Genomic DNA, 17,609 nt, shown 5'->3' with positions numbered 1-17,609 from the left:
CGGGTGACGGCCCAGGGGGTGATGTGGTCGGCCTCGCAGTACCAGACCGGGGCGTCGCAGTCGGGGAAGGTGCAGCCGCCGTCACGGGCGATGATCGCCAGGCGCTGCTGCTCCTGGAAGCAGCGCGACCGCTCGCTGTACGCCACGATGCCGTGCAGGCTGTCCAGGGCGACGCCGAGGACGTTGGGGTTCCCGCCGGCCCACTGCAGCGCCTCGGCGACGCTGACCAGGTCGCCGTGCCCGGTGCGGGCCAGGCCGGTGCCGGCCAGCCAGTCCTCGGCCGACATCGTCAACAGCACGGTGGTGTGGACGCCGCCGGCGGTCGGGGTCGCCCCGTTGGCCTGCAGCAGCCGCAGCAGCTGCAGGAACCCGTCGTGCCGGCGCTGGGTGGCGGTGCGGGTGTCCCGGACCGGCCCGGATGCCGGCGGCGGGGTGATCGCATCGTTCGCGTCCCCGAACGACAACCCCTCGGCGGCATCTGCCCTCTCGGCGCCGTCGCCCGTGTCCGCGTCGCCCTCGGAGGCACCGCCGGCCCCGTCGCTGTCGACGCTGCCGCTGGTGTCGGGGTCGAGGTTGCGGGGATGGGTGATCGCGTCGAGCAGGGTGCGGAGCCGTTCGGTGGCCTCCGCGGTCAGGTCACCGCGCAGCACCGACGACCCGTCCGGACGCACCCGCAGATCCAGCCCACGCGACTGCTGGGCCAGCCGGTCATCACCCAGCCTGCCGTCCGGGTCGAGATGGGTGTGCACCTGCTGCCCCAACTGGCGCACCGTGTTCGGGTCGGACTGGGCGGCCTCGCGCAGCAGCAGCGCCTCGACATGATCATGCGCCTGCTCGCGGACACCGGCCGGCAGTTCGCTGATGCACGCGGCGATGACCCGCGCGTGCTCGGCGTTGATCACGCCCTCGGCCAACGCGGCCGCGGTCTGCGGGAACGCCGCGTCCAGCGGCTCACCGGTCGCGAACGCCTGCCGCGGACCGACCATCGCCGCCGCCCTCACCCGCGCCGCGGCCTCGGCGGAGTTGATCCGCAACGTCGCATGCAGCAACGCCTTCGTCGACCGCTGCGAATGCCTCGAGGCCACATCACGCCGGTCGAGCTCCGCGATCACCGCCGCATCCACCGCCGCCAACCGGCACCGCAACGCCTCCACCGACCGCACCGCATCCAGCAACTCGGCCTCGGACAGCAACGCCGTCGACGACCCCAGCAACCCGGCCAACTCGGCATGCCCAGCGGGAAGCGTCCACGCTTCGACCGCCGGTGCCACCATGCGATCAGTCTACCCGATAGAACGTTCGAAAAGCAAGCTATCCAATAGAGAGAAGCCGTTACTGTATAAGCGATTCCGAGTCATTGGCACCTCGCCAACAGGGTGTCAACTTCGGCGCCTGGCCTCCCCCTGCAGATCGGAGTCACAGTCAAACGAGCTCGTCCAGCATCCGGTCGATCGAGCCGACGCCGATCGACAGGTGGCCCTCGCCCTGCTCGAGGTGCGCCTGCACACCCGGCACGTGCTGCGCCAACCATTGCCCGTGCGCGAACGGCACCATGAGGTCGAGGTCGCCCTGCCAGAGCGTCACCGGCACGCGGATGTCGCCGAGCTCGAAGCCCCACGGGCGCACGAACGCGAGGTCGTCGTCGTACCAGCCGTCGACGCCGGTGCGCAGCGCCTCGTGGAAGTTGGCGGCGAGGTCCTCGCCGTACTCGTCGGTGATCACGGCGCGGTCGACGTCGGGCAGCAGCGTCGACAGCGAGCCGATGATGCCCTCGGCTGTCACCGTGCGCAGCGCCTTGAGGTCACGTTCCATGAACTCGCGCAGCCCCGCCACGTCGTCGCGGGCCAGTCCGAACTCCTCGATGTTCTGCTCGCCCATGCCGGCGAGGAAGTCGAGTCCGTCGGCCTCGAACGGCGCGACGCTCGCGATCGACAGGGCGGCACGCACCCGGTCGGGCAGCCCGGCGGCGGTCGCGAGCGCGTGCGGCCCGCCGCCCGACCACCCCGCGGTGACGCACCGCTCGGCGCCGAGCTCGTCGAGCAGGGCAGACACGAGCGGCACCACGTCGGCGACCGTGCGTCCCTCGACACGGGTCGAGGCGCCGTAGCCGGGACGCGAGAAGGTGACCAGTCGCAGGCCGCGGGACGCCGCCGCCCGCGCCAGGTCGCGCGACTGCACCACCGAGCCGGGGGTGCCGTGGTGGAAGACCAAGGGGAGGCCGTCGTCCGGACCGGACACGTCGTAGGAGAGCGAGCTGCCGTTGGGCAGCGTGAGGGTTCGCGTCATGATCCGCATGCTGGCACGTCCGTGGCCGCTTCGCCCGGATCGCCGCGACACCGGGCGACGCTCTGCCGCTCGGATGCACCCCGCCGCCATACTGGCCGCCCGAGGAGGTGGCCATGGCGAAGAAGGCAGCGCGGCTCGATCGCAAGACCTACGAGCGGGAACTGTTCCGTCTGCAGGCCGAGCTGGTGACCATGCAGGAGTGGGTGCGCGCCGAGCGGGCGCGCCTGCTCGTCGTCTTCGAGGGTCGCGATGCGGCCGGCAAGGGCAGCGCGATCACCCGCGTCACCCAGTACCTCAACCCGCGCGTCGCACGCGTCGTCGCCCTGCCGGCACCGACCGAGCGCGAGCGCACGCAGTGGTACTTCCAGCGCTACATCGCCCATCTGCCCGCGGCGGGCGAGATCGTGCTGATGGACCGGTCCTGGTACAACCGCGCCGGCGTCGAGCGGGTCATGGGCTTCTGCACGCCGGACGAGTACCGCCGCTTCCTCGCGCAGTGCCCTGTGTTCGAACGGCTGCTCGTCGACGACGGCATCATGCTGCGCAAGTACTGGTTCTCGGTGAGCGACGCCGAGCAGGAGCGTCGCTTCCGGTCGCGCAAGGACGACCCGATGCGCCGGTGGAAGCTCTCACCGATGGACGTCGAGTCGATCCTGCGGTGGGAGGACTACTCGCGCGCGAAGGACGAGATGTTCGTGCACACCGACATCACCGAGGCGCCCTGGTGGGCGGTCGAGGGCGACGACAAGCGGGCGGCGCGCGTCAACATGATCGCGCACCTGCTGTCGACGGTGCCGTACGTCGAGGTGCAGCGTCCGCCCATCAAGCTGCCGCGGCGCCCGGCGGCGACGCTGTACGAGCGCCCACCGCGCGAGCTGTTCCGCGCCGTGCCCGACCATGCCGCCACCCTGGCCGAGTAGCGAGGGCGTCGACGCCGCAACAGGACCGCCACAGGAAGAACGTCCCTGCCGGTGCCCGCGCCGGTCTGGTGGCATCGCGCGCATGACGACGCTGCAGCGCTCCGGCCCGACCGAGCCCGCGCCGCATCCCATCGCCGCCGCCCCGGCTGTTGAACGGGGCAAGGGGTCGACCTTCGCCGCGCTGCTGCGCACCACCGACCCCAAGGTGATCGGCCGGCTCTACCTCGTGACGTCGCTGGCGTGGTTCCTCGTCGGCGGCGTGATGGCGCTGCTCATGCGCATCGAGCTCGCTCGCCCGGGTCTGCAGGTGCTGACGCCCGAGCAGTACAACCAGCTGTTCACGATGCACGGCACGATCATGCTGCTGTTCTTCGCGACGTCGATCGTCTTCGCCTTCGCCAACCTCGTGCTGCCACTGCAGATCGGCTCGCCCGACGTCGCATTCCCACGGCTGAACGCCTTCTCGTACTGGCTGTACTTCTTCGGGGCGCTGACCGCCAACCTCGCGTTCATCACGCCGAGCGGCGCGGCCGACGTCGGCTGGACGCTCTACACGCCGCTCTCGGACGCGCACAACTCACCCGGCGTCGGCATCAACCTGTGGATCGTCGGCGTCGGCCTCTCCGGCCTGGGCACGATCCTGGGCGCGGTCAACATGATCACCACGGTGCTGTGCCTGCGCGCGCCCGGCATGACGATGTTCCGGTTGCCCGTCTTCACCTGGAACATCCTGGTGACCAGCCTGCTCGTGATCCTGGTGTTCCCGCTGCTCACCGCCGCCCTGCTCGTGCTCTGGGTCGACCGCGTGCTCGGCGCCAAGGTGTACGACCCCGCCAACGGCGGCGCGATCCTCTACCAACACCTGTTCTGGTTCTTCGGCCATCCCGAGGTCTACATCATCGCGTTGCCGTTCTTCGGCATCATCACCGAGATCATCCCGGTGTTCAGCCGCAAGCCGCTGTTCGGCTACAAGGGGATGGTCTTCGCGACGATCTCGATCGCCGCGCTGTCGCTGACGGTGTGGGCGCACCACATGTTCACCACCGGTCAGGTGCTGCTGCCGTTCTTCTCCGCCCTCACCTTCCTGATCGCCGTCCCGACCGGCATCAAGTTCTTCAACTGGATCGGCACCATGTGGCGCGGCGTCGTCACCTTCGAGGCGCCGATGCTGTTCGCCGTCGGCTTCATGGCGACGTTCCTCTTCGGTGGCCTGTCCGGCGTGCTGCTCGCCGCCCCGCCGCTGGACTTCCACGTGTCGGACACGTACTTCGTGGTCGCCCACTTCCACTACGTGCTCTTCGGTGTCGTCGTCTTCGCGGCGTGGGCGGGCATCTACTTCTGGTTCCCGAAGTTCACCGGCCGCTACCTCGACGACCGGTTGGCGAAGCTGCACTTCTGGCTGACCTTCATCGGCTTCCACACGACCTTCCTCGTGCAGCACTGGCTCGGCACCGAGGGCATGCCGCGTCGGTACGCCGACTACCAGGCGGCCGACGGCTTCACGACGCTCAACACGATCTCGACGATCGGGTCGATCGTGCTCGGCGCCTCGATGCTGCCGTTCCTCTGGAACGTGTACCGCTCGTACCGGTTCGGTGAGGTCGTGACCGCCGACGATCCGTGGGGCTACGGGAACTCGCTGGAGTGGGCGACGTCGAGCCCGCCGCCGCGGCACAACTTCACGTCCATCCCGCGCATCCGCTCCGAGCGGCCGGCGTTCGAGGCGCACTACCCGCACCTGCTGGCGCGGCTGGAGGCCGAGGCGCACACCGGACGCTGGGTGACCAGGCATGCGGCGGCGCCGGCACCGGACGAACCGGCCGCGGTCGGCGCGGCGGGCGACTGAGCGACGTCAGTCGTCGATGCGGCGCCCCTGCTCGTCCCAGTGCGCGGCGACCATCTTCGATGGCTGCACGCGCGGCGGCTCGCCCTCCTGCTTCGGGAAGTTCGGCGGGTAGGGCATGTCGCCGAGGCCGTGGTCGCGCTCGTCGCGCTCGGCCCACTCGAGCAGCGGCTCGATCGACCAGACGGCGTCGTCGATGCCCGCGTGCAGGTCGCCGAGCTCGGCGAAGCGGGCGGGCATCGTCGCGATCGTGAAGTCCTCCATCTCGACATCCGGCAACTCGGCCCAGGTGATCGGCGCCGACACCGGCCCCCACGGACGCCCCCGCACCGAGTACGCCGCGGCGATGGTGCGGTCGCGGGCGTTCTGGTTGTAGTCGAGGAAGACCTGCTGGCCGCGCTGCTCCTTCCACCACGCCGTCGTCACGAGCGACGGCATGCGCCGCTCGACCTCGCGGGCGAAGGCGAGCGCGGCGCGGCGCACCTCCTTGAAGCCGAACGCCGGCTCGATGCGCACGTAGACGTGCAGCCCCTTCGACCCGGACGTCTTGGGCCAGCCGACGGCGCCGAGGTCGTCGAGCACGCCGCGCACGACCTCGCCGACGGCCTTGCAGTCCTGGAAGTCCGTGCCCGGTTGCGGGTCGAGGTCGATGCGCAGTTCGTCCGGCTTCTCGGTGTCGGCGCGGCGCGAGTGCCACGGGTGGAACTCGACCGTCGACATCTGCACGCCCCAGATGACGTCGGCCAGCTTGGTGACGCAGAGCTCGTCGGCCGTGCGTCCGGACGGGAAGCGCACCTCGACGGTGTCGATCCAGTCGGGCGCGCCCTTGGGCAGGCGCTTCTGGTAGATCTTCTCGCCGTCGACGCCCTCGGGGTAGCGGTGCAGCATGCACGGCCGTTCGCGCAGCGCCCGCACGATGCCGTCGCCCACCGACAGGTAGTAGTGGACGAGGTCGAGCTTGGTCTCGCCGCGCGTCGAGAAGTACACGCGGTCGGGGTTGCTGATGCGCACGGTGTACGGCCCGACCTCGACCTCGGTGCTGGGGCTCGCGGCCATGGCCCGACGCTACCGCGCCGCCCAGGCCGCGCCCGTACCCTGACGGCATGCGGCTCGAGGAACGCTACGACGACGAGGACGGCCCGGAGCCCCCGTGGCACCGTCCCGGCGTCGACGGCGCCTGGCTGCGCAACGCGAACCCGAACACGGTCGACGGCGAGCTGCAGAACCTCGCCGCGTTCGGCTCGGGCCTGACCCGGCTGACCGGCCCGCGCCGCCACGCCGCCCGGCTCATCGTCGCGCTGGTGCTGCTCGGTTTCGTCCTCGCCATCGTCGCCACGGTGGTCGCCCAGGTTCGCGGTCGGTAAGGATTCGGGCCATGTTCCGTCGGTACCGTCGAGGTATGCACACGACCGACGACCTGCCCGCCCCCGCCGTCCAGAAGACCGACGCCGCGTGGAAGGCCGAACTGACGCCCGAGGAGTACCGGGTGCTGCGCCAGGCCGGCACCGAGCGGGCGTTCACCGGTGAATACACCGACCTCAAGCAGGTCGGCGTCTACCGCTGCCGCGCGTGCAACAGCGAGCTGTTCCGCAGCGAGACGAAGTTCGAGTCGCACTGCGGCTGGCCGTCGTTCTTCAGCCCGCTCGCCGGTGACCGGATCATCGAGCGCAGCGACACCTCGCTCGGCATGCGTCGTGTCGAGGTGCTCTGCGCGAACTGCCACAGCCACCTCGGGCACGTCTTCGAGGGCGAGGGGTACGGCACCCCGACCGACCTGCGCTACTGCATCAACTCGATCTCGCTGCGCTTCGAGCCCGCCTGACCGGCTTCGGCCGAGCACCCGTCACTTCCGTGCCAGGTCGTATTCGTCACGCAGCGTGACGCTCTTGCCCGGTGACGCCGCGCGGATCCCCCGCCGGCCGACGACCGGAAGGAGCGCCCGATGCGCGCGACCCGCACCATCACCACCCTGCTCGGACTCGCCGCTGCGGCAGCCGCCACCATCGGCGGGGCCGCGGGCGCCGCGGCGAGTCCGGTGCCGCCCCCCGCCCACGCCGCGCGGGACGGCACGTGGGTCAACGTCAACACCGCCACCCGCTCGGTCAAGCAGGTCATCGTCACGCCGAACCGCGTCGGCAGCGTCAACGTGGACGCGTTCGGCTCGTGCACGCCGACCCTGTGCGAGTGGGGATCGGTACCCGCGATCACCTACGGCGCCAACGTCTCGGCGACGAGCGGCGCGACGTTCCAGACGCGGCAGGCCTTCCTGCTCAACGGCAAGGAGTGGTCGCGCACCACGCTGTTCGGCTCGGTCGTCCGCACCCGCGCGGGGCTGCGCCTGAACCTGCGCGAGCTCACCAATTTCGAGGACGGCTCGGGACGCAGGAATTACACCGTGACCGAGACGTTCCGCCTCGGCGCCCCGGCGAGGGCCACCAGGCTCGGCAGGTCGGTCAGTGGCTACGTCCCGGGGTACCGTCCGCTGCTCACCCCGCGCGCGTTCGGCAGTTGGAAGCCGATCACGCCGGCCGGCAGCCTGGCGAAGCTCGTGATCGGCGGCAGCACCGCAGCTCCCGTCGTCACCGGTTACGGACAGTGCTCACCCACCCCGTGCAGCCTCGGCTCGGTGCGTGGCATCGCGTACGGCCCGTCGATCTCGTCCCCGGTCGGCGGCACCGTGTTCGCGAACTACGCCTTCGGCTTCAAGCGCGAGCAGCTGGTGATCACCTACACCCGCAACCCGCTGACCGGGGCCGAGCGGCTGGTCGTCGGTGAGTACAGCGAGTTCACCGACGGCAGCGGCCGCTCGAACTACGCCGTCACCGAGACGCTCGTGCGCGCCTGACCCCGCGCCCGGGCATCGATGCCCCGCTGTGCCACGCGGTCCCAGCCGATCCGCGTGCCACGGCGGGGCATCGTCGCGTCCGGCCTATGGGAGCGCTTCGACCAGCTCGCCGATCGAGCGGGCACGGCCGGTGTAGAACGGGATCTCCTCGCGCACGTGGCGGCGGGCGCCGGACGCACGCAGGTGGCGCATGAGGTCGACGATGCGGTGCAGCTCGTCGCACTCGAAGGCGAGGATCCACTCGTAGTCACCGAGCGCGAAGGACGCGACGGTGTTGGCCCGCACGTCCTTGTACTCGCGCGCCATCATCCCGTGCTCGGCCAGCAGCGCACGGCGCTCCTCGTCCGGCAGCAGGTACCACTCGTACGAGCGGACGAACGGGTAGACGCAGACATAGGCGCGCGGCTCCTCCTCGGCGAGGAAGGCCGGCACGTGCGAGCGGTTGAACTCGGCGGGCCGGTGCAGCGCCATGTTCGACCAGACCGGCTCGAGGTGCGCGCCCAGCCGGGTGCGGCGGAAGCGCGAGTACGCCTCCTGCAGCTCGTCGGCCGTGGACGCGTGCCACCACACCATGAGGTCGGCGTCGGCGCGCAGCGCGCTGACGTCGTAGGTGCCGCGCACGACCACGTCCTTCGCGGCGAGCTGGTCGTAGAGGTCCTGCACCTCGGCGCCCAGGGCGGCGCGGTCGGCCTCGCCGATCGGGCGCGCCACCTTGAACACCGACCACGCGGTGTAGCGGATGACCTCGTTCAGTTCCTTGGCGAGCTTGCCGTTGACCATGTGGTCATTGTCCGCCTGCGCGCAGGGACGCGGCCACCGCCTCGGCTGCCTGACGCGCCACACCGATGCAGGCGGGGATGCCGATGCCGTCGTAGGCCGCGCCGCACACGGCGAGGCCGGGCACCTCGGCCACGGCCGCCCGCGCCCGCGCGATGCGGTCGCGGTGCCCGACGGTGTACTGCGGCAGCCCGCCGCCCCAGCGGGTGACGAGGGCGTCGACCGGCTGCGCGTCGACACCGAGCAGCGGCCGCAGCTCGCGGCGCACCAGCTCGACGAGCTCGTCGTCGTCGCGCTGCAGGGTGACCTCGTCGCCCGCACGCCCGACCGAACCCCGCAGCAGCGTGAGCCCGTCGGACGCGATCGGCCACTTCTGGGTCGAGATGGTGAGCCCCTTCGTGACCACCCGCTCCCCCGCGGCGACGAGCAGCCCGCTGCCCGGCGGCAGGTCGACGTCGCGCAGGGCGAGCGTCACGATCGCGACGCTGGCGGTGTCGATCTCGCCGAGCGCCGTCGACGCCGCGGGCGCGACCTCGCCGAGCAGCCGCGACGCCTTCGACGGCGGCAGCGCGACGATCACGCCGTCGGCGGTGATCAGCTCCGGCTCGGGCACCGGCCCGCACTCGAGCTCGAAGCCGCCCGCCGTGCGCCGCAGCCGCCGCGCCGTGACGCCGGTGCGCACGGTGAACCGGCCCGACGTCGCGAGCTCCTGCGGCAGCCGGCCCAGCCCGCCCCGCAGGCTGGTGAAGACCGGCCCCGAGCCCGAGCGCGTGCCACCCCCCGCCGCCGACCGCGCCGCGGCCTCGAAGATCGAGCCGCCCTCGTCCAGCACGGCGTTCAGGGCGGGCATCGTGGCGCGCACGGACAGTTCGTCGACCCGGCCGGCGTACACCCCGCCGAGCAGCGGCTCGACGAGCCGGTCGGCCACCTCGTCGCCGAGCCGCGGCCGGATCAGCCCGCCGACCGACACGTCCTCCGTCGTCGGCTCGAGCGGCGGCAGGGACGGTTCGGCGGCGATCGCGGCCAGGCCCGCCTCGGTGAACAGCCCGGACTCGCGGGCGGCGTCGAGATCGCCCGGGATGCCCATCATCGTGTGCGCCGGCAGGCCGTGCCGCCGGCCGCCGGCGAAGACGCCCGCCGACGTGGTGAGCGGGTCGATGCGCTCGTCGTCCAGGTTGGCCTCGTGCAGCAGGTCGACGCCCTCCGGCCGCTTCACCAGCAGCGCCTCGGCGCCGACGTCGACCCGCACGCCGCCGACCTCGCGCACGCGTAGCTTGCCGCCGACCTCGTCGGAGGCCTCGAGCAGCAGCACCTCCGCGTCCGGCAGCCGGTCGGCCACGGTCCAGGCGGCGGTCAGCCCGCTGATGCCGCCGCCGACGACGACCACCCTCATGACAGTGAGTGGACGAGTTCGACGATGCGGGTGAGCACGTCGGGGTCGGTCTCGGGCGGCACGCCGTGCCCGAGGTTGAAGATGTGGCCGGACGCCGCCCGCCCCTGCTCGACGACCCGACGCACCTCGGCCTCGACGACCCCCCACGGCGCGAAGAGGATCGCCGGGTCGAGGTTGCCCTGCACGACCGCGCCCGGCCCGAGCCGGCGCGCGGCCTCGTCCAGCGGCACTCGCCAGTCGACACCGACCACATCGGCGCCGGCTGCCCGCATCGAGGCCAGCAGCTCCCCCGTACCGACGCCGAAGTGGATGCGCGGCACGCCCGTCGCCGCGAGCGGCTCGAGCACCGAGCGGCTGTGCGGCAGCACGAAGCGCTCGTAGTCGGCACGTGACAGCGCGCCGGCCCACGAGTCGAAGAGCTGGATCGCCGCGACGCCGGCGTCGATCTGCACCTGCAGGAACGCCCGGGTGATGACGGCGAGGCGGTTGAGCAGCGAGCCCCACAGCACCGGACGCCCGTGCATGAGCGCCTTCGTCCGGGCGTGGTCCTTCGAAGGGCCGCCCTCGACCAGGTAGCTCGCCAGGGTGAACGGGGCGCCGGCGAACCCGATCAGCGGCGTGCCGCCGAGCTCGCCCACCAGCGCCTTCACGGCCTCGGTGATGTACGGGACGTCGTCGGGGGTCAGCTCGCGCAGCCGGTCGAGGTCGGCCTCGCTCTCGAAGCGCCGGTCGATCACCGGCCCGGTGCCCGGCACGATGTCGATGCCGAGCCCGATGGCGACCAGCGGCACGACAATGTCGCTGAAGAAGATGGCGGCGTCGACATGGTGCCGGCGCACCGGCTGCAGGGTGATCTCGGTGATGAGCCCCGGGTCGCGGCAGGCGTCCAGCATCGCCTGGTTCGCGCGCAGCGCGCGGTACTCGGGCAGCGAGCGGCCGGCCTGCCGCATGAACCACACCGGCGGGTACGGGCCGGGGTGTCCGGTGGCGGCGCGGACGAGGAGGGAGGCGCTCGACGGAGCCGCCTGTTCGGGTGTCGACATCACCCCCCATCGTCGCACGGACGTTCGGCGCGCCTGCGCCGCGATGTCGCACCCTCGTGCCACGGTGACGGTGTCGTCCCGTCCGTGACGAGCGACGTCGTGCGCCTCACTGCAGTGGCGTCGAAGGAGGATCCGTGCCGACCGACCCCGAGTACCTGTTCTGCCCGCTGTGTGCCCAGGAGACGCTCGTCGAGGCTCCGCCGTGCCCGGACGGCCACGGGTCCGACTGTCCCGAGCGGCTCTGCACCGACTGCGGGTTCGTGTTCGACATCGGGCCGGCGCCCATCGCGCCTGCCGCCCCGCGCCGGCGGGTCGCATGACCTCCCTCGTCCCCGTCCCGCAGGCGGTCACCGTGCCCGAGCCCGCCGACCCCTCGACACCCGCCGGCGCGCCGGCGCTGTTCCGCGACACGGTCGCCGCGCTCGAGGCGACCGCGCTGCGCCGCGAGGTGCGGCTCTCGCCGCTGCGGGCCCCGCAGCGGCTCGCGCCGTGGAGCCACGCCGTCGCAGCCGACGTCCTCGGCGCCGACGGCATCGAGCTCGCCACCGGACGCCTGGTGCTGCTGCACGACCCCGACGGCGAGGAGGCGTGGGACGGCCTGCTGCGCCTGGTCGCCTACGCCTCGGCCGAGATCGACCCCGAGATCGGCGTCGACATCCTGCTGCCGACCGTCGGCTGGAGCTGGCTCACCGAGGCGCTCACCGACCGCGGTGCCACCTACCGCGCCGCGGGCGGCACCGTCACGCAGACGAACTCGACCCGCTTCGGGGACATCGCCGGGCCCGTCAGCAGCGTCTCGATCGAGATCCGCGCCTCGTGGACGGCCGACGACACCGCCCTCGACCGTCACCTGCTCGCCTTCGCCGACCTGCTCTGCACCGCCGCCGGACTGCCGCCCGAGGGTGTCGCGGTCCTGTCGAACCGTTGATGTGACCGAGCCCGAGCCCGCATCGGTGCCGCCTGCCGGCGACCCGGCCGCCCCTGTCCTGCGCGAGCCGGCCGCCGGCGTGCCCGAGCCGATCACCACCGCCAAGCAACTGGACGACGTGGTGCGGGCGCTCGCCGCCGGCCGCGGCCCGGTCGCCCTCGACGCCGAACGGGCCTCGGGCTACCGGTACTCGCAGCGGGCCTACCTGGTGCAGCTGCGGCGGGCCGGCGTCGGCACGGTGCTCATCGATCCCGTGCCCCTGCCCGATCTCTCGGCCGTCGGCGAGGCGATCGCGGACGCCGAGTGGGTGCTGCACGCCGCCGGCCAGGACCTGCCGTGCCTGGCCGAGCTCGGCATGCGCCCGCAGCGGCTCTTCGACACGGAGCTGGCCGGACGCCTGCTCGGCGACGAGCGCGTCGCCCTCGGCACGATGGTCGAGAAGCATCTGCACGTCGGGCTCGAGAAGGGGCACTCGGCGGCAGACTGGTCGACCCGGCCGCTGCCCTACGACTGGCTGGTGTACGCCGCGCTGGACGTCGAGTTGCTCATCGACCTGCGCGACGCCCTCGCCGCCGAGCTGGCCGACGCCGGCAAGACCACCTGGGCCGAGCAAGAGTTCGAGGCGGTACGGCTCGCACCACCCCCGGCACCGCGCGTCGACCCCTGGCGGCGCACGTCCGGCATCCACCGCCTGCGCAACCGCCGCCAGCTCGCGGCCGTCCGCGCGATCTGGGAGGCCCGCGACACCGTCGCCCAGCAGCGCGACGTCGCGCCCGGGCGGGTGCTGCCCGACTCGGCGATCGTCGAGGCGGCACGGGCGCTGCCCGCGAGCGAGCGCGAGTTGTTGGCGCTGCCGATCTTCGGCGGCCCGCGTCAGCGCCGCCAGGTCACGACCTGGTTCGGCGCCGTCGCCGCGGCGCGCGCGCTGGACGAGCGCGACCTGCCCCCGGTGACGGGCGGGTCGGGCGACAGCGACGGCATGCCGGCGACGTCACGGTGGCGCGAGCGCGACGCCGCGGCCGCCGCCCGGCTCGTCGCCGCCCGCGCGGTGATCGCCGACCTCGCCGACGAGCACACCGTGCTCGCGCAGAACCTGCTCGCGTCCGATGTCGTGCGGCGGCTGTGCTGGACCCCGCCCGAGACCGTCGACGCCGGGTCCGTCCGTGACCGGCTCGCCGAGCTCGGGGCGCGTCCGTGGCAGATCGGGTTGACTGCCGAGCCGCTCGCCGCAGCACTGGCGGCCGCGCCCGCCGCGGCGGCGCCCGCCGCCGCCGAGCCCACCGGCGGCGACTCCGCCGAGTGATCGGGTCCTGAACGCGGGCTGAACGCCGGTGTGGCATTGTCCAGACTCATCCGTTTCCCGTGCTTCGACCGGAGGAGTCGCATGAGCACTGTCCTGTCCGCCGCCCGCCGCCCACGTGCGGTCGGCGCGCTGCTGGCCGTCCTGACCCTGCTGCTGCTCGGCCTGGTGAGCGGCTCGGCCTCGGCGCACCGCCCGACCTCGCGCGCCGTGCCGCCGCCGCCGGCGCAGCCGACCAGCGCCGACCAGATCCAGAACATCGACCAGGTCAAGACGGCGATCAAGGCCTACTACGGCGACACCGTCACCGGCGCCACGAACCCAGACGGCACCCCCGAGCACACCTTCGCCCCGAACGGCGCGTACGCCCATGAGGTGCAGTCGATCGCCACCTACGCGGCGAACCAGCTCTGGGGCAAGCACCACGGCAAGCCGACGCGGCACGCGCCCGGTCACAAGGCCGTCCTGTTCGACATCGACGACACCACGTTGAACACCTACAACTACGAGATCGCCAGCAACTTCGTCTACAACCCGGCGCAGAACGCGCTGTTCGTCAACAACGCCGCCTTCCCGGCCGTGCCGGGCATGGTCGCGCTCGAGCACGCGGCCGAGGCGCACGGCTACACGGTCTTCTTCCTGACCGGGCGTCCGATCGCGCAGCACGACGGCACCGTCGCCAACCTCACCGACGTGGGCTACGACGTCACCGACGCGAACCTGTACCTCAAGGACCAGACCAAGCCGTGGCTCAGCTCGTGCGCGCCGACCTGCACGACGATCCAGTACAAGTCGCTGACCCGCGCCCACATCGAGTCGCTCGGCTACGACATCGTCGCCAACTTCGGTGACCAGTACAGCGACCTCAAGGGCGGCTACGCCGACTCGACCTACAAGATCCCCAACCCGATGTACTACCTGCCGTAAGCCGCCTTGTCCCCCCGGCCAGTCATGTCCGGGCCTCCGGAACGACTGGGCGGGGGGACGAGCGGTCTCTCACCAGGGCAGGTAGCCCTGCACGGTGGACGCGAGGGCGGCCAGCGGATTCGCCTTCGCCGGCGCCTCGGCGCCGAGCTCGGGCCAGGGCGCGAAGACCCGGTCGACGTGCTCGAGCGCGGGCGCGAGGTCGGGGTAGTGCCGCAGCAGCACGTCCTTCATGGTGGTGCGCTGCACCCAGTCGTAGCCGAGCTGCGTGTACACCTCGGGCCGGAAGTCGTCGGTGAAGAAGCGGTCGCTCTTGAGCCGGCGTGATGCCATGAGGATGAAGACGCGGAACGCGGTGTCGCTGAAGCCGTACCCCTTCGGCGGCTGCTCGGCGTACATGCCGACCATCGGGTCGACCGCGTCGAGGTCGCCGTTGTAGAGCGTGGCGATCTCCTTCGCCCATTGCTTGTTGCCGCCGGCGAGCTCCTCGAACGATCGCACGCGCGGCATGCGCAGCGCCTCGCGGAAGTCGTTGTAGCGCGGGATGCCGCGTTCACGGTCGCGCAGGATGTCCAGCGTCGCGAGGTCGACGTGCTCGCCGTTGATCTTCTGCAGACTGCGCAGGGCGTTCGGGTAGTTGTGCAGCGTCACCGCGCCGGCGTCGGCCAGGCCCATCGAGTACCAGACGTTCTCCATGCCGAGCCGGCCGACGAACTCGCGGGTTCCGCGTCCCTGGATCTCGGTGAAGACCCGCTGCTCGAGCAGCCGGCCGTCCTCGATCGAGTGGAAGGCCCAGTCGTCCGGGATGAGCGGGTGCATGCGGTAGACCGACACGAACTCCTCGGTGAGCGAGAACGGCGCGGCGTGGTGGTCGGCGGTCGAGCCGAGGATGCCCGACAGCGCCTCGTTGTCGGTGAGCCGGCCGACCCGCTTGGCGAGCCCCTCGCCCTGGATGCCCCACCAGTTCGCGTTCATCCCGATCTGCAGCGCCGGATGCCGCAGGATCGTCGTCGTCCAGTCGACGGTGTGGATCTTCGCCATGAGCGCGGAGTTGACCAGCCAGGCGGTCTCGAACAGGCGCTGGTCGTCCATGCTCGGGTAGGCCCTCGCCAGCGCCGCGGCGATGGCGTTGTGCTCGAGGCTGAACAGCGTGTGCAGCAGCTCGAGGCCGGCCCACCAGTTCTCGTTGAAGCCCGAGTGGCTGATGCCCTCGTGCTCGGGGTCGGGCAGCAGCCGGTTCATCGCGTCGACCTTGATGCGGCCGCCGACGAACTCGCGGATCTCGGCCTGGCGGGCGACGCCGGTGCCGTAGAGCTGCGAGCCGTCCCACCAGTGCGTCTCGGTGTTCGCGTACGACGGCGACTGCGCCGCACCGTGCGCGACCGGGCAGCCGCCCGCACCGAGGGTCTTGCGGATCCGGATGGTGTCCTCGGGCCACACGTCACCCGCGGGCAGCGGCACCTCGTGGAACTGCGCCTCGTCGCCGTTCCCGTGGAAGAACCAGTTGTGGTTCATGAACTGCAGCCACGACGCGGCCAGGGTGTTGATGATCCCGGCCGGCTTGAACGTGTCGCGGGCGAGCAGCAGGTTGCTGACCTCGCGCGGGTTCGGGTCACCCTTGCGGCCGAGCGTCGGCGCGGTGAGGTGCATCGGCACGTTGCGGCCGAAGCCGGTGCCGGCCATGCCCATCGTCGGCAGCGTCAGGTCGTTGAACGACCCGTCGGGCTGCCGCGCGCGGCGGCGCTCGTCGGTCACCTCGCCGAGGTCGATCTCCGGACGGATGCCCTCGGGCTCGAGCAGGTTCTGCTCGCGCAGGTCCTTGCGCAGCAGCGCGAGGTTGCCGAGCTGCAGCGTCAGCCACGGCAGCTGGTGCCACGGCGTGCGCGCCGTCTGGTTGACCAGCTTGGTGACGGTGTCCGTGAGGCCCATGACGTGTCCCTTCGTTGTGCGACCTGACCATGCTCGCCCGCGCACTCCCCCGCGGTCATTGGGCAGTCGCCGCCTCTTCCTGGTCGCGTGTTGTGCAGCTGCACAGTGCAACGGGCGTAGCGTGCGCGGTGTGACCGAGACGACCGTGCACCCCGCCGTCCGCTCGCTGGCCGAGGCGCTGCTGGACGAGCTGCCCGTCCTCACGGCCGGCATGGCCGAGGCGATCCGCACCGGCGACCCGGTCTACGCCGACGTGCCCGACCTCGAGCAGTCGTGCGCCGACCACCTGAGCTACGTGCTCGGCGAACTGGCCGGTCTGCCGCGCGACACCAAGTCGGCGCGCCGGGTCGGCCGGCGCCGCGCCGAGGCGGGCGTGCCGCTCGCCACCGTGCTGCGCGGCAGTCGCCGGGCGGCGCGCTACATCCTCGACGTGCTGCTGCACCACGGCGGCAGCACGATGTCGAAGACGGTGCTGATGTCGACGGCGGCCACGGCGTGGGAGATCTTCGAGGAGTACAGCGAAGCCCTCTCGTCCGCCTATGTGTCGAGCGCCGGCGAACGGCTGCGGCGCGACACCGAGACGAGGGCGGCGACGGCCGGTGCGCTGCTCACCGGCGAGCTGGACGCCGACCGCCTGCGCGAGGCCGCGACCGCACTTCGCCTGCCCCTCACCGGACCGTTCGTCGTGGTCGTGGCCGACGGCGCGGACTCCCCCGCGCCCCGGTTCAGCCGCCGGCGCGTCGCCGCTGCGTGGCAGCCCGGCGTCGACCTGCACACCGGCGTCGTCGTGCCGCCGCACCACGACCTCGACTTGGTGACCGACCTGCTCGACGGGCTGCGCGCGGGCGTCAGCGCCCCGTTCGCCGACCTCGCCGACGCCGCGCCCGCGGCTGCGGAGGCGCGCCTGGCCTGGCGCATCGCCGCGCCGGGCACGGTCGTGAGGCGCGACCGCGCGCCCCTGCTGCGGCTACTCGCCGACGCGCCCTCGGCGGCGGCCTATCGCGACGAGGTGCTCGGCGGCCTGCTCGCCCTGCCCGACCGCGAACGCGCGCCGCTGCTCGACACCGTGCGGGTCTGGTTCGACACCGGCGGCTCGGCCGCGCAGACCGCCGCGGCACTGTTCGTCCACCGCAACACCGTCGGCTACCGCGTGCAGCAGCTCGAACGGCTCAGCGGCCGCAACCTCACCCACGCCGCCCAGGCGGCCGAGCTGCACGTGGCCCTCACCGCCCACCGCCTGCTCACGCCCTGACACCCGCCCCGCGTTCGCCCCACGTCCGCCCAGACATCCGATGATCTCGGGAATACCCCTGCTCTGACCGGGGTTTCCCCGAGATCATCTGGCGGACGAACGCGCTGGGCCTGGTGCCATCGGCCCCGACATCCGATGGTCTCGGGGAAATCCCTGCTCTGACCCGGGT

General features: G+C 72.0%; 17 protein-coding genes. 10 read left to right on the top strand and 7 right to left on the bottom strand.

The features are described 5' to 3' along the window. Both ACTHMS_RS14820 and ACTHMS_RS14815 read right to left on the bottom strand, forming a co-directional pair. Window positions 1-1,274 (bottom strand): DUF222 domain-containing protein (locus ACTHMS_RS14820; RefSeq protein WP_440307445.1); only part of this gene is annotated, 1,274 nt, incomplete at its 3' end. Window positions 1,275-1,422: 148 nt separating this feature from the next. Further along, window positions 1,423-2,286, bottom strand: coding sequence for an alpha/beta fold hydrolase (locus tag ACTHMS_RS14815; RefSeq protein ID WP_440307444.1), 864 nt, complete (start codon window positions 2,284-2,286; stop codon window positions 1,423-1,425). Window positions 2,287-2,399: 113 nt separating this feature from the next. Between ACTHMS_RS14815 and ppk2 the strand changes: the two genes are divergently transcribed. Together ppk2 and ctaD are read left to right on the top strand one after the other, a co-directional pair. Further along, entirely contained in the window at window positions 2,400-3,206 is an 807-nt protein-coding gene (gene ppk2 / locus ACTHMS_RS14810; protein WP_440307443.1) for a polyphosphate kinase 2, read from the top strand. Window positions 3,207-3,288: 82 nt separating this feature from the next. Further along, a complete protein-coding gene (ctaD, locus tag ACTHMS_RS14805; protein WP_440307442.1) occupies window positions 3,289-5,052 on the top strand; it encodes an aa3-type cytochrome oxidase subunit I in 1,764 nt (587 codons plus the stop codon). A 6-nt stretch (window positions 5,053-5,058) separates the two neighbouring features. Here the strand turns inward: ctaD and ligD are convergent, their stop codons facing one another. Continuing rightward, window positions 5,059-6,105, bottom strand: a complete 1,047-nt coding sequence (gene ligD / locus ACTHMS_RS14800) for a non-homologous end-joining DNA ligase (protein WP_440307441.1) — start codon at window positions 6,103-6,105, stop codon at window positions 5,059-5,061. Window positions 6,106-6,152: 47 nt separating this feature from the next. Between ligD and ACTHMS_RS14795 the strand changes: the two genes are divergently transcribed. The 3 genes from ACTHMS_RS14795 to ACTHMS_RS14785 all read left to right on the top strand — a co-directional run bounded on the left by ACTHMS_RS14795 (window position 6,153) and on the right by ACTHMS_RS14785 (window position 7,894). Continuing rightward, window positions 6,153-6,413: a hypothetical protein gene (locus tag ACTHMS_RS14795; protein WP_440307440.1), complete on the top strand. Its 261-nt coding sequence runs from the start codon at window positions 6,153-6,155 to the stop codon at window positions 6,411-6,413. Window positions 6,414-6,448: 35 nt separating this feature from the next. Then, window positions 6,449-6,871, top strand: a complete 423-nt coding sequence (msrB, locus tag ACTHMS_RS14790) for a peptide-methionine (R)-S-oxide reductase MsrB (protein WP_440307439.1) — start codon at window positions 6,449-6,451, stop codon at window positions 6,869-6,871. 120 nt (window positions 6,872-6,991) lie between these two features. After that, window positions 6,992-7,894, top strand: coding sequence for a hypothetical protein (locus ACTHMS_RS14785; RefSeq protein WP_440307438.1), 903 nt, complete (start codon window positions 6,992-6,994; stop codon window positions 7,892-7,894). Window positions 7,895-7,978: 84 nt separating this feature from the next. Here the strand turns inward: ACTHMS_RS14785 and hemQ are convergent, their stop codons facing one another. From hemQ to hemE, 3 genes are read right to left on the bottom strand one after another with little or no spacing between them, the layout of a single operon-like run. After that, window positions 7,979-8,674: a hydrogen peroxide-dependent heme synthase gene (gene hemQ / locus ACTHMS_RS14780; RefSeq protein WP_440307437.1), complete on the bottom strand. Its 696-nt coding sequence runs from the start codon at window positions 8,672-8,674 to the stop codon at window positions 7,979-7,981. A 4-nt stretch (window positions 8,675-8,678) separates the two neighbouring features. Beyond that, the gene (gene hemG, locus ACTHMS_RS14775) at window positions 8,679-10,064 is read right to left on the bottom strand and encodes a protoporphyrinogen oxidase (protein ID WP_440307436.1); all 1,386 of its coding nucleotides are present in this window, start codon (window positions 10,062-10,064) and stop codon (window positions 8,679-8,681) included. Further along, window positions 10,061-11,107: a uroporphyrinogen decarboxylase gene (hemE, locus tag ACTHMS_RS14770; protein ID WP_440307435.1), complete on the bottom strand. Its 1,047-nt coding sequence runs from the start codon at window positions 11,105-11,107 to the stop codon at window positions 10,061-10,063. Before hemE ends, hemG begins: the two co-directional genes overlap by 4 nt. Window positions 11,108-11,241: 134 nt before the next feature. On the opposite strand from hemE, the gene ACTHMS_RS14765 reads away from it, so the two are divergent. The 4 genes from ACTHMS_RS14765 (at window position 11,242) to ACTHMS_RS14750 (ending at window position 14,262) form a co-directional block, all read left to right on the top strand. Then, window positions 11,242-11,427 carry a hypothetical protein gene (locus ACTHMS_RS14765; protein ID WP_440307434.1) on the top strand — a complete coding sequence of 62 codons (186 nt, stop codon included), beginning with the start codon at window positions 11,242-11,244 and terminating at the stop codon, window positions 11,425-11,427. Continuing rightward, window positions 11,424-12,035 (top strand): DUF3000 domain-containing protein, encoded by a 612-nt coding sequence (locus ACTHMS_RS14760; protein ID WP_440307433.1) that lies wholly within the window; start codon window positions 11,424-11,426, stop codon window positions 12,033-12,035. Before ACTHMS_RS14765 ends, ACTHMS_RS14760 begins: the two co-directional genes overlap by 4 nt. A 1-nt stretch (window position 12,036) precedes the next feature. Further along, window positions 12,037-13,338: an HRDC domain-containing protein gene (locus ACTHMS_RS14755; RefSeq protein ID WP_440307432.1), complete on the top strand. Its 1,302-nt coding sequence runs from the start codon at window positions 12,037-12,039 to the stop codon at window positions 13,336-13,338. Between the two features lie 81 nt (window positions 13,339-13,419). Continuing rightward, window positions 13,420-14,262 carry an HAD family acid phosphatase gene (locus ACTHMS_RS14750; protein WP_440307431.1) on the top strand — a complete coding sequence of 281 codons (843 nt, stop codon included), beginning with the start codon at window positions 13,420-13,422 and terminating at the stop codon, window positions 14,260-14,262. Window positions 14,263-14,331: 69 nt separating this feature from the next. Here the strand turns inward: ACTHMS_RS14750 and ACTHMS_RS14745 are convergent, their stop codons facing one another. Next, the gene (locus ACTHMS_RS14745; protein ID WP_440307430.1) at window positions 14,332-16,188 is read right to left on the bottom strand and encodes a peroxidase family protein; all 1,857 of its coding nucleotides are present in this window, start codon (window positions 16,186-16,188) and stop codon (window positions 14,332-14,334) included. A gap of 130 nt (window positions 16,189-16,318) precedes the next feature. Between ACTHMS_RS14745 and ACTHMS_RS14740 the strand changes: the two genes are divergently transcribed. Further along, complete coding sequence (locus ACTHMS_RS14740) at window positions 16,319-17,440, top strand: PucR family transcriptional regulator (protein WP_440307429.1); 1,122 nt, start codon at window positions 16,319-16,321, stop codon at window positions 17,438-17,440. Window positions 17,441-17,609: the final 169 nt, after the last annotated feature.

Source organism: Jatrophihabitans sp., assembly GCF_051960575.1.
Lineage (GTDB): Bacteria > Actinomycetota > Actinomycetes > Mycobacteriales > Jatrophihabitantaceae > JBQCEE01.
The sequence above is the reverse complement of the archived record's forward strand: the minus strand, read 5'-3'. Positions and strand labels throughout refer to the sequence as shown.

Bases quoted from the DNA above. Each gene is read 5' to 3' on its own strand.
- ACTHMS_RS14815 (WP_440307444.1), bottom strand. From the start codon at position 2,286: ATGACGCGAACCCTCACGCTGCCCAACGGCAGCTCGCTCTCCTACGAC.
- ppk2 (WP_440307443.1), top strand. From the start codon at position 2,400: ATGGCGAAGAAGGCAGCGCGGCTCGATCGCAAGACCTACGAGCGGGAA.
- ctaD (WP_440307442.1), top strand. From the start codon at position 3,289: ATGACGACGCTGCAGCGCTCCGGCCCGACCGAGCCCGCGCCGCATCCC.
- ligD (WP_440307441.1), bottom strand. From the start codon at position 6,105: ATGGCCGCGAGCCCCAGCACCGAGGTCGAGGTCGGGCCGTACACCGTG.
- ACTHMS_RS14795 (WP_440307440.1), top strand. From the start codon at position 6,153: ATGCGGCTCGAGGAACGCTACGACGACGAGGACGGCCCGGAGCCCCCG.
- msrB (WP_440307439.1), top strand. From the start codon at position 6,449: ATGCACACGACCGACGACCTGCCCGCCCCCGCCGTCCAGAAGACCGAC.
- ACTHMS_RS14785 (WP_440307438.1), top strand. From the start codon at position 6,992: ATGCGCGCGACCCGCACCATCACCACCCTGCTCGGACTCGCCGCTGCG.
- hemQ (WP_440307437.1), bottom strand. From the start codon at position 8,674: ATGGTCAACGGCAAGCTCGCCAAGGAACTGAACGAGGTCATCCGCTAC.
- hemG (WP_440307436.1), bottom strand. From the start codon at position 10,064: ATGAGGGTGGTCGTCGTCGGCGGCGGCATCAGCGGGCTGACCGCCGCC.
- hemE (WP_440307435.1), bottom strand. From the start codon at position 11,107: ATGTCGACACCCGAACAGGCGGCTCCGTCGAGCGCCTCCCTCCTCGTC.
- ACTHMS_RS14760 (WP_440307433.1), top strand. From the start codon at position 11,424: ATGACCTCCCTCGTCCCCGTCCCGCAGGCGGTCACCGTGCCCGAGCCC.
- ACTHMS_RS14750 (WP_440307431.1), top strand. From the start codon at position 13,420: ATGAGCACTGTCCTGTCCGCCGCCCGCCGCCCACGTGCGGTCGGCGCG.
- ACTHMS_RS14745 (WP_440307430.1), bottom strand. From the start codon at position 16,188: ATGGGCCTCACGGACACCGTCACCAAGCTGGTCAACCAGACGGCGCGC.